General features: G+C 43.5%; 16 protein-coding genes. 13 read left to right on the forward strand and 3 right to left on the reverse strand.

The genetic code is table 11. The features are described from left to right. Nucleotides 1–101: 101 nt before the first annotated feature. On the reverse strand, nucleotides 102–827 hold the full coding sequence (locus tag LKD46_RS00900; RefSeq protein ID WP_227573669.1) for a UTRA domain-containing protein: 726 nt from the start codon (nucleotides 825–827) through the stop codon (nucleotides 102–104). A 307-nt stretch (nucleotides 828–1,134) separates the two neighbouring features. Then, nucleotides 1,135–1,863, reverse strand: a complete 729-nt coding sequence (locus LKD46_RS00905; RefSeq protein ID WP_227573670.1) for a YoaK family protein — start codon at nucleotides 1,861–1,863, stop codon at nucleotides 1,135–1,137. 220 nt (nucleotides 1,864–2,083) lie between these two features. Here LKD46_RS00905 and rpmJ point away from each other — a divergent pair, with 220 nt between their 5' ends. The 12 genes from rpmJ to LKD46_RS00965 all read left to right on the forward strand — a co-directional run bounded on the left by rpmJ (nucleotide 2,084) and on the right by LKD46_RS00965 (nucleotide 11,748). Further along, nucleotides 2,084–2,197, forward strand: a complete 114-nt coding sequence (rpmJ, locus tag LKD46_RS00910) for a 50S ribosomal protein L36 (protein WP_003022746.1) — start codon at nucleotides 2,084–2,086, stop codon at nucleotides 2,195–2,197. Nucleotides 2,198–2,504: 307 nt separating this feature from the next. Further along, nucleotides 2,505–2,873 (forward strand): 30S ribosomal protein S13, encoded by a 369-nt coding sequence (gene rpsM / locus LKD46_RS00915; protein WP_008707282.1) that lies wholly within the window; start codon nucleotides 2,505–2,507, stop codon nucleotides 2,871–2,873. Nucleotides 2,874–2,928: 55 nt separating this feature from the next. Next, nucleotides 2,929–3,321, forward strand: coding sequence for a 30S ribosomal protein S11 (rpsK, locus tag LKD46_RS00920; protein ID WP_015526942.1), 393 nt, complete (start codon nucleotides 2,929–2,931; stop codon nucleotides 3,319–3,321). Between the two features lie 16 nt (nucleotides 3,322–3,337). Further along, nucleotides 3,338–3,931 (forward strand): 30S ribosomal protein S4, encoded by a 594-nt coding sequence (gene rpsD, locus LKD46_RS00925; RefSeq protein WP_118513016.1) that lies wholly within the window; start codon nucleotides 3,338–3,340, stop codon nucleotides 3,929–3,931. Between the two features lie 84 nt (nucleotides 3,932–4,015). Continuing rightward, nucleotides 4,016–4,975, forward strand: a complete 960-nt coding sequence (locus tag LKD46_RS00930; RefSeq protein ID WP_118513017.1) for a DNA-directed RNA polymerase subunit alpha — start codon at nucleotides 4,016–4,018, stop codon at nucleotides 4,973–4,975. Nucleotides 4,976–5,066: 91 nt separating this feature from the next. Continuing rightward, nucleotides 5,067–5,603, forward strand: coding sequence for a 50S ribosomal protein L17 (rplQ, locus tag LKD46_RS00935; protein ID WP_118513018.1), 537 nt, complete (start codon nucleotides 5,067–5,069; stop codon nucleotides 5,601–5,603). A 198-nt stretch (nucleotides 5,604–5,801) separates the two neighbouring features. Beyond that, entirely contained in the window at nucleotides 5,802–6,542 is a 741-nt protein-coding gene (locus LKD46_RS00940) for a LytR/AlgR family response regulator transcription factor (RefSeq protein WP_227573671.1), read from the forward strand. A 379-nt stretch (nucleotides 6,543–6,921) separates the two neighbouring features. Beyond that, nucleotides 6,922–7,626 (forward strand): phosphatidylinositol-specific phospholipase C/glycerophosphodiester phosphodiesterase family protein, encoded by a 705-nt coding sequence (locus LKD46_RS00945; RefSeq protein ID WP_227573672.1) that lies wholly within the window; start codon nucleotides 6,922–6,924, stop codon nucleotides 7,624–7,626. Between the two features lie 30 nt (nucleotides 7,627–7,656). After that, nucleotides 7,657–8,991 (forward strand): MurT ligase domain-containing protein, encoded by a 1,335-nt coding sequence (locus LKD46_RS00950; RefSeq protein ID WP_118513021.1) that lies wholly within the window; start codon nucleotides 7,657–7,659, stop codon nucleotides 8,989–8,991. Next, nucleotides 8,988–9,716, forward strand: coding sequence for a type 1 glutamine amidotransferase (locus tag LKD46_RS00955; protein WP_227573673.1), 729 nt, complete (start codon nucleotides 8,988–8,990; stop codon nucleotides 9,714–9,716). Before LKD46_RS00950 ends, LKD46_RS00955 begins: the two co-directional genes overlap by 4 nt. Before the next feature lie 9 nt (nucleotides 9,717–9,725). Then, nucleotides 9,726–10,343 (forward strand): WCX domain-containing protein, encoded by a 618-nt coding sequence (locus LKD46_RS00960; RefSeq protein ID WP_118513022.1) that lies wholly within the window; start codon nucleotides 9,726–9,728, stop codon nucleotides 10,341–10,343. Nucleotides 10,344–10,356: 13 nt separating this feature from the next. Then, nucleotides 10,357–11,748, forward strand: a complete 1,392-nt coding sequence (locus LKD46_RS00965) for a substrate-binding domain-containing protein (protein ID WP_227573674.1) — start codon at nucleotides 10,357–10,359, stop codon at nucleotides 11,746–11,748. 95 nt (nucleotides 11,749–11,843) lie between these two features. Here LKD46_RS00965 and LKD46_RS00970 read toward each other — a convergent pair whose 3' ends face one another. Beyond that, nucleotides 11,844–12,416 carry a xanthine phosphoribosyltransferase gene (locus LKD46_RS00970; protein WP_015526955.1) on the reverse strand — a complete coding sequence of 191 codons (573 nt, stop codon included), beginning with the start codon at nucleotides 12,414–12,416 and terminating at the stop codon, nucleotides 11,844–11,846. Between the two features lie 173 nt (nucleotides 12,417–12,589). Between LKD46_RS00970 and LKD46_RS00975 the strand changes: the two genes are divergently transcribed. Beyond that, nucleotides 12,590–12,817, forward strand: coding sequence for a hypothetical protein (locus tag LKD46_RS00975; protein WP_015526956.1), 228 nt, complete (start codon nucleotides 12,590–12,592; stop codon nucleotides 12,815–12,817). Nucleotides 12,818–12,824 lie beyond the last annotated feature (7 nt).

Genomic DNA, 12,824 nt, shown 5'->3' on the forward strand with positions numbered 1-12,824 from the left:
TATACAGATTCAGGTATCTATACAGATCCAGGCGGATATTTGTGAGCCACATTTGTTGCCGGCTTATAACCGTATAGCTGCGAAGCAGTTATGAGCCGGGCTCATCGGCGCAGGGCATTATCATAAAATCGAAAGTGATCCGGTCTGTGTCGTGACTGGGTATACTCAAACATCACGCCATCACTGTTATAAGTCTGGCTGGACACCACAGCCACGCAGTTATAATCTTTTACATTCAGATGAAGATATTTTTCATCAATTTCCGTAACCTTTTCCACAGTCATGACACGTTTGCTGTTGACAATGGTCATATGAAGCTCCTGCTCCAGGTATTCATAGATAGAATGGCTGGCAATCTCGGCAGTAAGGCCGGGAACGGATTCCTTCAGAAAATAATTATGGTTGATGATCAGTGGGATATCTTCAAGATAATGGATACGCTGAATATAATATACTTCTGCACCAGCGGGAAATCCTGTGTAAGCAGACTGCTTTTTGCTGATACAAAGTTCTGTAAAGAGAGCCACCTCTGTATGGGCATTCTGACCGTTCCTTGCAGCAGATTCCTTGAAGGTTTCAATCTCTCCGATGGTGAAAGCAGTCTGTTCGTTTGGACGGTAGATATTGCGGACACCTTTTCCCTGCATGGTCTGTACATAGCCATCACTGACAAGAAGACGGACTGCACGGCGCAGGGTATTGCGGGAGCAGCCATAAGTCCGGATCAGAGTGTTTTCGGAAGGCAGAAGCTCCTGATAGGCAAAGGTGTTGTCCTCTATTTTCATTTTCAGATCTTTATAAATATCTTCGTAAATACTTCTGGGCATTTCAATTCTCCATTCATGTTCGGTCAAAAATATATAGAGGGATTTATGATTTCTGAAATAATTATAAGAGATTTTCCCGGCAAGTGCAATGAAAATGCCGGAAAATGTTTAAACAAGTTAAAAAACATATTGATATGTTATGAAGACAGTATGAGAAATATAGATGAAATCAATTTGCGGCTATTCAAAACCATGATACTGGATTTCGAACGCATATAAGCTGTAAGCTGCGCGTAAACAAAAAAGGAAATGTGACAGTGTAAAAACAGATCACATTTCCCCTTCTTTTATCAAAACTAAAATAAAGTCAGGCCTCTTTTTTCTTATAAGAAAGATTCCTGAAGCTGCTGCAGGCAGAAGCGCTGCTTCGGGTAACTGCCGGTGTATCAGCAGTATTCCGGTCTGCACTGATCAGCCATACAGCATAGAAGGCAGGAACCAGACAGAGCCATACGCCTGAGAGACCGCAGGTCATATACAGGATCAGAGACAGAGCTGCACCTGTATGGAAAGAAAGCAGCGTCATTCCGTAGAATTTTGCTTTATCGCACTGTGCGCTGTCCTTTTTCATAAGAAACTGTGTGACAGCTGTGGTGAACTGACGGAGATTGTTGGTGGAAAAGATCGTTGAGCTGTTATATCCGCCGGGAGCCTTGAAGGTACACCACTGGAAAGGCATCGCAAAGAACACGGGGTAAAGAGCGACAACCGGAGACATTCCGGAAGGAAAGAATCCCAGGAGCAGGATCGCAAAGATATCGATCCCGATACTGATAAAACGAAGATCTGTGGAAAAATGCTCCGGGATCCAGACCGTAAGGATCACAGCAGCCATATATATGAGAAGCGCACCCACACGCAGTAGCATATCCGAAAAATCCCTGCCTATGAGATCACGAACAACACCAAGAAGGTTGGCTGTCTGGGCATTGCCAAAAAGATCAGCTCTTGACACAATGGCATAAAGCCCCAGGTATCCACCGATAAAAGATAAGGTGTAATGTATCAGAAAACGATACTTCATTTCCGTATGCATATGTAAAGATTCCTTTCATTAAAATAGGCAGATTCCATATGTCTGCCGGACTTTGCCACCCATTATAATACAGCCCGTAAAAAAAATCAAAAATTTTTTAAATTTTTCTTGCATTTCAGGAAAACAGGTGTTAGTATATATTTCAAGCGCGCAAATACTGTGTATGAGTGCGCCTGTGAAACTGCAGATATGAGACTAATTTACGGAAGGAGGATTTCCAGTGAAAGTAAGATCATCTGTAAAGCCGATCTGCGAGAAGTGCAAGGTCATTAAGAGAAAGGGATCCATCAGAATCATCTGTGAGAACCCGAAGCACAAACAGCGTCAGGGTTGATTTCCATATCGGAACTTCTTTGGAATGTTTGTGAAACGTGCGGCTGCAGTATGAAACACCCGGTAGGGTTGTTCTGCTGAACAGATAATAAGCATGTATTGCCTAATACCGAGAGGCAACAGCGGTTAAGATCCGCAATTTCGGAAAGGCTGTGATTCGCCAATTACAGCTGGGTGTTTTACCGAGGCACCCCAATTAGGAAACTAGAAAAGAAAGCGGCAGGTCGATATGTCCCATTTCACCTTGCGAGAGCAAGTGACATACGATATGCGGAACTTTCAGAAACAGAAAATGGAGGAAACAGTACATGGCTCGTATAGCTGGTGTAGACTTACCAAGAGAGAAACGTATTGAAATCGGTCTTACCTACATTTATGGAATTGGTAGACCAAGCGCAGACAAAATTCTTGCTAAAGCAGAGGTTAATCCTGACACACGTGTCAGAGATCTGACTGATGATGAGGTTAAGAGACTGAGCGCTGTTATTGATGAGACAATGACAGTAGAAGGTGATCTGAGAAGGGAAATCGCCCTTAACATCAAGAGACTGCAGGAGATTGGATGCTACAGAGGTATCCGTCATCGTAAAGGACTCCCGGTTCGTGGTCAGAAGACTAAGACAAATGCGAGAACTCGCAAGGGACCGAAGAGAACTGTTGCAAACAAGAAGAAATAATTTATAGATATAACTAATTAATTTCAATAAAAGGAAAGTGTAGGTTAGTTTTAAAATGGCAAAAGTTACAAAGAAAACGACAAAACGTCGTGTCAAGAAAAACGTTGAACACGGACAGGCACACATTCAGTCTTCCTTCAACAATACAATCGTCACACTGACAGATAACGAAGGAAACGCTCTTTCATGGGCAAGTGCCGGTGGTCTTGGATTTAAAGGTTCAAGGAAATCTACCCCTTATGCAGCACAGATGGCAGCAGAGACTGCAACAAAGGCTGCTTTAATTCATGGATTAAAAACAGTAGACGTTATGGTAAAAGGCCCGGGCTCAGGCCGTGAAGCTGCAATCCGTGCGCTTCAGGCATGCGGACTTGAAGTAACCAGCATTCGTGACGTAACTCCGGTTCCTCACAACGGATGCCGTCCACCAAAACGCAGAAGAGTCTAATTAGGAGGTAGTTGAAATGGCAGTAAATAGAGTACCTGTTCTGAAAAGATGCAGATCCCTTGGCCTGGATCCGATTTACTTAGGAATTGATAAGAAGTCCACAAGACAGTTAAAACGTGCAAACCGCAAGGTGTCTGAGTATGGTCTTCAGTTAAAAGAGAAACAGAAAGCAAAATTTATCTACGGAGTTCTTGAGAAACCTTTCCGTAATTACTACAAGAAAGCCGACAGAATGCAGGGCCAGACAGGTGAGAACCTTATGGTTATGCTTGAGAGCAGACTTGACAACATCGTTTTCCGTATGGGATTTGCCAGAACAAGAAGAGAGGCTCGTCAGATCGTAGATCACAAGCACGTACTTGTTAACGGAAAATCTGTAAATATTCCGTCTTACCTGTGCAAAGCAGGAGACACAATTGAGATCAGAGAGAAGAGCAAAGGTTCTGAGAGATATAAAGGAATCCTTGAGATCACTGGCGGAAGACTTGTTCCGGAGTGGATCGACGTTGATCAGGAGAACCTGAAGGGTGTAGTTAAAGAGCTTCCTACAAGAGAGCAGATCGATGTTCCTGTAAACGAGATGCTTATCGTCGAGCTGTATTCTAAATAATTAATAACTGTTTACTGTGTCTACAGTTATAAAAATTGGTAATACCCTCGAATGTTGATTAACCCAGAAGGAGGGAACCTTATAGTGTTTGATTTCAATAAACCAAAAATCGAAATTACCGAAATATCCGAAGATAAGAAGTTTGGAAGATTCGTTGTAGAGCCTCTGGAAAGAGGTTATGGTACTACCCTTGGCAATTCTTTAAGAAGAATTATGCTGTCCTCCCTTCCGGGAGCTGCAGTAAGCCAGGTGAAGATCGATGGTGTACTTCATGAATTCAGCTCTATTCCGGGCGTGAAGGAAGATGTGACCGAGATCATCATGAATCTGAAATCTCTTGCCATCAAGAATCACAGCAGTGACAATGAGCCGAAGACCGCATACATTGAGTGTGAGGGAAAAGGTGTTGTTACAGCAGCTGATATCCAGGCAGATCAGGATATTGAGATCATGAACCCGGATCAGGTGATCGCAACCCTGAACGGTGGAAAAGACTGCAGACTGGCCATGGAGCTTACCATTACCAAGGGACGTGGCTATATCAGTGCAGACAAAGGCAAAACCGATGACATGCCGATCGGTATGATCGCAGTGGATGCGATCTACACACCGGTAGACAGAGTCAACATGATCGTAGAGAATACACGAGTTGGTCAGGTAACTGACTTCGACAAGCTTACACTGGATGTATATACCAATGGAACACTTGATCCGGATGAGGCAGTCAGCCTTGCAGCGAAGGTTCTCAGCGAGCATTTAAGTCTGTTCATTGATCTTTCCGAGAATGCTAAGACCGCAGAGGTTATGATCGAGAAAGAAGACAATGAGAAGGAAAAGGTTCTGGAGATGAGCATTGATGAGCTTGAGCTCTCTGTTCGTTCCTACAACTGCCTTAAGAGAGCCGGTATCAATACGGTTGAAGAATTATGCAACAAGACTTCTGACGATATGATGAAGGTTCGTAATCTGGGCCGCAAATCCTTAGAGGAAGTACTTGCAAAACTCAAAGAGCTGGGACTTCAGCTCCAGCCTACCGAGGAATAATCCGGAAACAGAGTAATGAGTGGGGTGTCAGCAGCAGGGCAGTAAGACCGAACAAGCATGTCCTGGTGTCCCACAGATGGAGGATAATAAAATGGCAAAATATAGAAAATTAAGCAGAACATCTAACCAGAGAAAAGCACTTCTCAGAAATCAGGTTACAAACCTTCTTTATCACGGAAAGATCGTGACAACAGAAGCTAAGGCTAAAGAGATCCGTAAGATCGCTGAGGGACTTATTGCTATGGCTGTACGTGAGAAAGACAATTTCGAAACAGTTACAGTAACAGCTAAGGTTGCTCGTAAAGATGCTGACGGAAAACGTGTAAAAGAAGTTGTAGACGGTAAGAAGAAAACAGTTTACGACGAAGTTCAGAAAGAGATCAAGAAAGATGCTTCTTCCAGACTTCATGCACGTCGTGAGATGATGAAAGTTTTCTATCCTGTAACAGATGTTCCTGCTAAGGGCGCTGGCAGAAAGAAAAACACAAAAGAAGTTGACATGGTTGACAAGATGTTCAGCGAGATCGCTCCGAAATACGCAGATCGTAACGGTGGTTACACAAGAATCGTTAAGATCGGACAGCGTAAGGGCGATGCAGCTATGGAAGTTCTTATCGAGCTTGTATAATTTACTTCTGACCGATTTAAAGGACATTTGCAGAAATGCAAATGTCCTTTTTTTATATTCCAAAAAGTTTGAAAAAATGCATAAATGGTGGATTTTCGACCATAAATTACATGAAGATACCATAATTTGAATAACAAATCATGGTATAATATATAGAACAAAAGGTAACAATGATGGAGTAAAAGGGGATACATATATATGACGATGATGACCATTGCCATTTGTGACGACATGCAGGTGGATGCAAGGAGACTTCACAAACAGCTTGAGCGGATCGTTCCAGGGTCAGAAATTCGGATATTTAAAAGCGGCGAGCTTTTACTGGAAGAATTGGAAAAGAAAAGGAAACCTTATGATGCAATCTTTGTGAACATTGATTCAAAGAAAGTAGACGGACTGGAAACAATACGGAAGATACGGGAAAAAGAAATGTCAATGGCAGTGCTTTTTATGAGCAGAAGCGATGAATATTACAGAGAGGCTTTTGACCTGTTTGCATATAACTATTTACTGAAACCTGTAACCGAAGAAACTTTGGAATATGTAATGAAACCACTGAAGAAGCTACTTTGCAACGGAAATGATGATCAGGTGATCCATTTTCAGTATCGCGCCCGTGTGTATACGGTGCGGTACAGTCAGGTGAGTTATATTACCAGCAGTCTTCATATCGTGAATTTCCATAAGACAGACGGAAGCATACTTCAGTGCCGAGGTAAGTTGAAAGATTTTGAAAAACAGCTTGATGACAGTACATTTTTGCGGTGTCATCAGAGTTTTATAGTAAATATGGAACGGGTCACAGGAGCTGAAAATGACAGCTTTCATATTGGCGAGCATGTAATACCGATCTCTCGATCCTATAACCGGAATGCACACGAGAAATATGATGAATATCTGAGACTTCAGCAGGAATATGACGAGGAAGAAGAGGATTAACTTGATTATTATCCTTTTTTAGCGTACAATCGGTAATGTACGAAATACGACTACACGTATGCGAAAGGATGATAAACATGGTCGGTGGGACTTTTGGTATTACCGGACAGAAACAATATAGGAATGATTTGGGACAGTTTCCCGGATATGATAAATTTGCAGAAGATAAAAAGGAAAGCAGAGAGGAACTGTTTTCCTTTACGTCTTGTGCATTTTTTTGTTGCCTGAGATGATGCGACGTTTTATACTGACATTGGAAATACTGTTTGTATCGCTTTTTCTTCTGGGAGGAAGTTTTCCGGAAACAGAAGCTGCCCGGAATACATCAGGAGGATTTAGCTGGAAGGACCACAGGACCATTGCACATGCTCTGGGAGGTATGGACGGAAAGGATTACCTGAATTCCAGAGAGGGATTTCTGTTCATGTATGAACAGGGAGTACGTCTTTTTGAATTGGATCTTTCCAGGACATCAGATGGAGTATGGGTCTGCAGGCATAACTGGAACGATTCCATGGGACAGTGGGATGGCAACGGAAAAAAAGTCCTTACAGAAAAGGAATTCAGACAAAGTAAAATATATGGGAAATACACCCCCATGACACTGGAGGATTTTTTTCTTCTTCTGAAAGATTATCCGGATGCATATGTGCTGATCGATTCCAAACAGTATTCTCTTCGTAATTATCAGAGAACACTGGAGGATTACAGTGATTATGTGGAAATCGCCAGGAGTGCAGGTGCCGGTGAGACGCTGGATCAGATCATTCCGGAAATCTACAGTGAAGCAATGTTCCCCGGGACAGCCATGATCTATTCCTTTCCTTCCTATGTATACTCACTGTGGCAGGAGTATTCTGTGGAAGAACTGGAGCATATTGCATCCTTCTGTAAAGATAAGGGAATTCCGGCAGCAACAGTATACTGGGAGTACTGGTCAGAAGAAACGGAGAAGATCTTCGAAAAAAATGGGATCAGTCTGTATGTTTATACGGTCAATGACCGTGACCAGGCCAGAAGGTATATTTCACAGGGCGCAGAAGGAATCTGTACCGATTTCCTGACAGCGGAAGATCTGTGGTAAGAGAAATAAAAACAAAGGAATCAGAAGATTATGAAAATAAGAACAACTATTGCTGTGATGGCAGCAAAGATCACAGGACATGTCTGTAAGCTTATGGGCCGGCAGGGTGTGACCTGGGCCGGTAAGGTCGCGATGAAGATCTGTCCGGATATCCTGGAAGAGCTTTCTTCTCAGGTAAGAGAAAAAATATTTGTAGTATGCGGAACCAACGGAAAGACCACAACCAATAACATGCTGTGCGCAGGCCTTGAGGCAGAGGGAAAAAAGGTCATCTGCAATCATACCGGTTCAAATATGCTGAATGGAGTTGTGGCAGCCTTTGTATTGGGGGCCAAATTCAGCGGAAAACTGGATGCGGATTATGCCTGTATAGAGGTGGATGAGGCATCCACAAGACATGTGTTCACAAGAATCAAACCGGATTATATGGTTATGACCAATCTGTTCCGTGATCAGCTGGATCGTTATGGCGAGATCGATATCACTATGAACATCCTGGAAGAAATGATGAAAAAGGTTCCGGATATGAAGGTCATTGTCAATGGCGACGATGCACTGTCTGCATATCTTGCCATGGACTGCGGAAATCCTTTTGTAACCTACGGGATCAGCAAACCGGTGATCGAGAACAAAACAAACGAGATCCGTGAGGGCCGGTTCTGTAAGTGCTGTGGAGAAAGACTGATCTACAGCTTCTATCATTACAGTCAGCTGGGTGACTACAGATGTCCGAAATGCGGCTTTAAACGTCCGGAGATCGACTTTGATGCCACAGATGTGAAGGTGGATGATCAGATCGCCTTTACAGTGGAAGATAAACGGATCGTGGCCAATTATAAGGGATTTTATAATGTGTATAATATTCTGGCTGCCTATGCGGGAATTCGTACCGCAGGCTTTAAGGCGGAGCATTTTAATGAGATGCTCCGGAAGTTTAACCCGGAGAACGGACGCAATGAACAGTTTCGGATCAAGGGCACCGGTGTTGTTCTGAATCTAGCTAAGAATCCGGCCGGTTTTAACCAGAACATTTCAGCTGTGATGCAGGACGGATCACCAAAGGATATCATCATTGTGATCAATGATAATGCACAGGATGGAAAAGATATCTCCTGGCTCTGGGATGTGGATTTTGATCTTTTCGGAGGGGACAATATCAATTCCATCACAGTCAGTGGTATCCGGTGTCAGGATATGCGCCTCCGTCTGAAATATGTGGATATCCCGTCCATGCTGGAAAATGATGTGGAGACAGCCATCCGCAAACGAATCGGGGATGGATGCGGCAATCTTTATGTACTTGTAAATTATACGGCGCTGTTTGGCACCAGAAATATCCTGAAGAAACTGGAGGGTGAGAAATGAAGATAACGATAGGACATTTATATCCGGATCTTCTGAACCTTTACGGTGACAGAGGAAATATCCAGTGTCTGATGAAGCGCTGTATCTGGAGAGGAATCGAGGCAGAAACCATAGCCTACGAACTGGATGACAGAATCGATTTTTCCAAACTGGATATCGTACTTCTTGGCGGTGGCTCCGACAGAGAACAGATGCTGGTATGCGAAAAGCTGAAGGAAATCCAGAAGGATTTCAAGGCGTATGTGGAAGATAATGGAGTTGTGATCGCAATCTGTGGAGGGTATCAGCTCCTTGGAAATTATTATAAAACTGATCAGGGAATGATCGAAGGGCTGAAGCTTGTAGATATGAGCACTGAGCAGGGAAAAGGCCGCCTTATTGGAAACATTGTGATGCAGAGCGATCTTTTTGATATGCCTATCGTAGGCTTTGAAAATCATGGAGGGCGTACCACCATCGGAAACAACAAATCCCTGGGGAAGGTTCTGTCAGGATACGGAAATGACGGACAATCCGGAGAGGAAGGGGTTGTATACAAAAATGTGATCGGTACGTATCTTCACGGACCACTTCTTCCTAAAAATCCGCAGCTTGCAGATCTTCTGATCAGCCGTGCACTGGAAAAGAAATACGGTAAAAAGATCGAACTTGAGAAACTGGACGACAGCGAGGAACAGGAGGCAAACTCCTATATTTTCCACCGCTTTGTAAAAAACGAAGGATAAGAGGGCAGTATGGCAAAATCAAACAATCAGAAGGCGAAGATCCTGTACCTTGAAAAAATGCTGCGGGAAACAGGGGAGCATCGGGTAATATCTATGCAGAAGATCCTTGAGAATCTTGAGAAACAGGGAATCCGTGCAGAGCGAAAGAGCATTTATGATGATGTGGAGGTATTACGTTCTTTTGGAATGGATATCCGTTATACAAGAGAACGGCCGGGTGGTTATTATCTTGCCGGTGAGAGTGCCGGAGAGGAACAGCTGTCTGAAGAACCCGGGCTGACTGCTGAAGCTAAGGATATTCGTGAAACTAAAGATATTCATGAGACATCTGTGACAGGGTACCGGAAGCTTCTTGAGGCTTCAGCCGGAACCATAAAAAAAGAAATAAAACTTCTCTGTGCCGGAGCTGTACAGGTGGAGGTGAGAGACTTTTTCGGCACAGCTGCAGAATATAAAATGAAAGATAGCGGAGATCTGACGGTAACTGCAGAACTTCCGGAAAATGGAAAATTCTACGGATGGCTGACCGGGATGGGCGGCAGTGTACGTATCCTGAAACCCAAGAAATCTGCAGCCGCCTACAGAGACTATCTGAAATCACTGGCAAAGGACTATAAAGGCTTATAGGAGAGATTTGATCATGAAGAAAAAAACAGCAATCCTGCTTGTGGGAGCTTTTGTCTTTACAGCAGCCTTTTCCGGCTGTGGAAAAAACAAAGAGGCGACAGAGGCAGCCAATGAAAGTGTGGAGTCTGAAGACCCGGAAGGAAAAGCCAAAAACAGCGATGATGCAGAGAAAGAAGAAAAAGAAGAAGCAAAGGAAACTGCGGCAGCAGATAAGAAAGTAGGAGTGTTTCTGCCTTCATCAGCAGATGATCCCCGTTGGTCTGCTGATGGAGAAACTCTTCAGAATACACTGGAAGATGATGGATATGATGCAGAGATATTTTGGGCAGATGAAGACAGTGATACGCAGGTATCCCAGATTCAGTCCATTCTGGACGATGAAGAGCTTTCTGCACTTGTCATCGCACCTGCAGATGCTTACAGCCTGAACGATGTGCTGGAGCAGGTGTACGAGAAATCCATTCCCGTGATTTCGTACGATCAGCTGATCATGGATACAGATAAGGTCAACTATTATGTTACCTTTAATACAAGAGAAGCCGGAAAAATGGTGGGAGATTCCATCATAAAAAAAATGGATCTGGAGAAAGCACGGGAAGAAAAGAAAACTCTGACCATTGAGTTCCTTATGGGCTCTCCGGATGATCGTGACGCACTGTTCTTTTATAATGGAGTGATGGAGGAGCTTCAGGAATATTTCGACGATGGAACACTGGTATGTACTTCAGGAAAGCTGACCTTTGATGATACTGCAGTGATGCGTTCCGGAAGAAATACCGCAAAGAATGATATGGCGGAGATCCTTTCTCAGAATTATACAGAGGGTGCGCCGGATATTATCTGCACAGGTGCCGATGACCTTGCACTTGGGGCTGTGGATGCTCTGGAGGATGCTGGATATGTGTCTGGAGAGGATGGCTGGCCTATGATCACAGGAGGCGGCTGTGAGGCAGAAGCAGTGACAGCTGTGATCCAGGGAAAGATTGAGGATGATTTGCTGTTTGATAACCGTGTACTGGCAAATGATTGTGTAACGATGGTGGATGCTATTTTGAAAGGGGAGAAACCGGAGATCTCCGATTATGAGCAGTATGATAACGGGACCAAGATCGTGGGAACTGTGACCAGTGATATCCAGCTGATCGATGCAGATAATTATCAGATGCTTGTGGATGACGGATATTATGAAGAGAATGAAATCATGCCGGAGGCAACTGCCACACCAACGCCGACAGTGACACCGGAAGCTACGGTGACGGAAGAACCGGATATAGATGAAAATACAACGGAAGCTGCATCGGCTTCATCGGAAAAGGAAGAGACGGAAATTTCCGGAACACCGACACCGGAGGAAACAGTAACTCCGACACCTTCAGAGAAGCCAGAAAAGGATGCAGCTGCATAGATCAGAAATGACATCATGATCCGGCTGTGATAAAAATAAAAATACTCCTGGAAACAATGTATATAAGTTTTCAGGAGTATTTTTTATGATAAATCTTATTCACGGAAAGTAAGTTTGCCATCAGCAATGGAATCAATGATAGCAAGGGATTCCAGGTGGATACCCATGTCACGGATGGTCTGTCCGCCGGACTGGAAGCCTTTTTCGATAACGATTCCGGCTCCTTCAAGAGTTGCGCCGGATTTCTTAACGATGTCGATCAGACCGAGAAGTGCACAGCCATTGGCAAGAAAATCATCGATCAGGAGTACGTGATCTTCCGGTCCGAGAAATTTCTTGGAAAGGATCACATCGTAAACTTTCTTGTGGGTGAAAGATTCTACCTTGGTGGTGTACATCTCGCCGTCAAGGTTCACACTCTGTGCTTTCTTGGCAAATACAACCGGTACATGGAAATACTGTGCCGCAATACAGGCAATACCGATACCGGAAGCTTCGATGGTAAGGATCTTGGTGATTGGACAGTGGTCAAAACGTTTCTTGAATTCTTTGCCGACCTCGTTGATCAGGTCAATATCCATCTGATGATTCAGAAAGCTGTCCACTTTTAAAATATTTCCTTCTTTTACTACGCCGTCTGTCAGAATTCTGTCTTTTAAAAGCTGCATGAAATTTATCTCCTTTGATTTATCACATTAATATATGTTTACTGCCCACGGACAGAGCAGTAATATTTTTAATATGTATCATACGACAATATTTGCGTGAGTGCAATTATTTTTGACAAAAAAACATAAAATTATTATAATAGATAAGATGACGAAGAAAGGAACAGGCACAGATGAAAGAGTACGAAGTAATCTGGGAAATTTTTAACAAATGTCCGAGAAATCAGATGCGTGATGTATTTGTGGAAGAAGTGGAGATTGCAGATCCGGAAGCGTATGTGAAACAGAAATTTCAGGGGAAGGATGTCTCCTACGAGAAGACAGTACTGGAAGACGGAACCATCATTTTTGACATTCAGACATCTATGATCCGGCAGCGCTGTTCTTTCACGGAGATCTGAAGGAGGA

The organism is Blautia fusiformis (genome assembly GCF_020686995.1).
GTDB classification, from domain to species: Bacteria; Bacillota; Clostridia; order Lachnospirales; family Lachnospiraceae; genus Blautia_A; species Blautia_A fusiformis.

What these genes read in the sequence shown, in the direction of transcription:
- LKD46_RS00900 (WP_227573669.1), bottom strand. Translation starts at nt 827, where the DNA reads ATGCCCAGAAGTATTTACGAAGATATTTATAAAGATCTGAAAATGAAA.
- LKD46_RS00905 (WP_227573670.1), bottom strand. Translation starts at nt 1,863, where the DNA reads ATGCATACGGAAATGAAGTATCGTTTTCTGATACATTACACCTTATCT.
- rpsM (WP_008707282.1), top strand. Translation starts at nt 2,505, where the DNA reads ATGGCTCGTATAGCTGGTGTAGACTTACCAAGAGAGAAACGTATTGAA.
- rpsK (WP_015526942.1), top strand. Translation starts at nt 2,929, where the DNA reads ATGGCAAAAGTTACAAAGAAAACGACAAAACGTCGTGTCAAGAAAAAC.
- rpsD (WP_118513016.1), top strand. Translation starts at nt 3,338, where the DNA reads ATGGCAGTAAATAGAGTACCTGTTCTGAAAAGATGCAGATCCCTTGGC.
- rplQ (WP_118513018.1), top strand. Translation starts at nt 5,067, where the DNA reads ATGGCAAAATATAGAAAATTAAGCAGAACATCTAACCAGAGAAAAGCA.
- LKD46_RS00940 (WP_227573671.1), top strand. Translation starts at nt 5,802, where the DNA reads ATGACGATGATGACCATTGCCATTTGTGACGACATGCAGGTGGATGCA.
- LKD46_RS00945 (WP_227573672.1), top strand. Translation starts at nt 6,922, where the DNA reads ATGGACGGAAAGGATTACCTGAATTCCAGAGAGGGATTTCTGTTCATG.
- LKD46_RS00950 (WP_118513021.1), top strand. Translation starts at nt 7,657, where the DNA reads ATGAAAATAAGAACAACTATTGCTGTGATGGCAGCAAAGATCACAGGA.
- LKD46_RS00955 (WP_227573673.1), top strand. Translation starts at nt 8,988, where the DNA reads ATGAAGATAACGATAGGACATTTATATCCGGATCTTCTGAACCTTTAC.
- LKD46_RS00960 (WP_118513022.1), top strand. Translation starts at nt 9,726, where the DNA reads ATGGCAAAATCAAACAATCAGAAGGCGAAGATCCTGTACCTTGAAAAA.
- LKD46_RS00965 (WP_227573674.1), top strand. Translation starts at nt 10,357, where the DNA reads ATGAAGAAAAAAACAGCAATCCTGCTTGTGGGAGCTTTTGTCTTTACA.
- LKD46_RS00970 (WP_015526955.1), bottom strand. Translation starts at nt 12,416, where the DNA reads ATGCAGCTTTTAAAAGACAGAATTCTGACAGACGGCGTAGTAAAAGAA.
- LKD46_RS00975 (WP_015526956.1), top strand. Translation starts at nt 12,590, where the DNA reads ATGAAAGAGTACGAAGTAATCTGGGAAATTTTTAACAAATGTCCGAGA.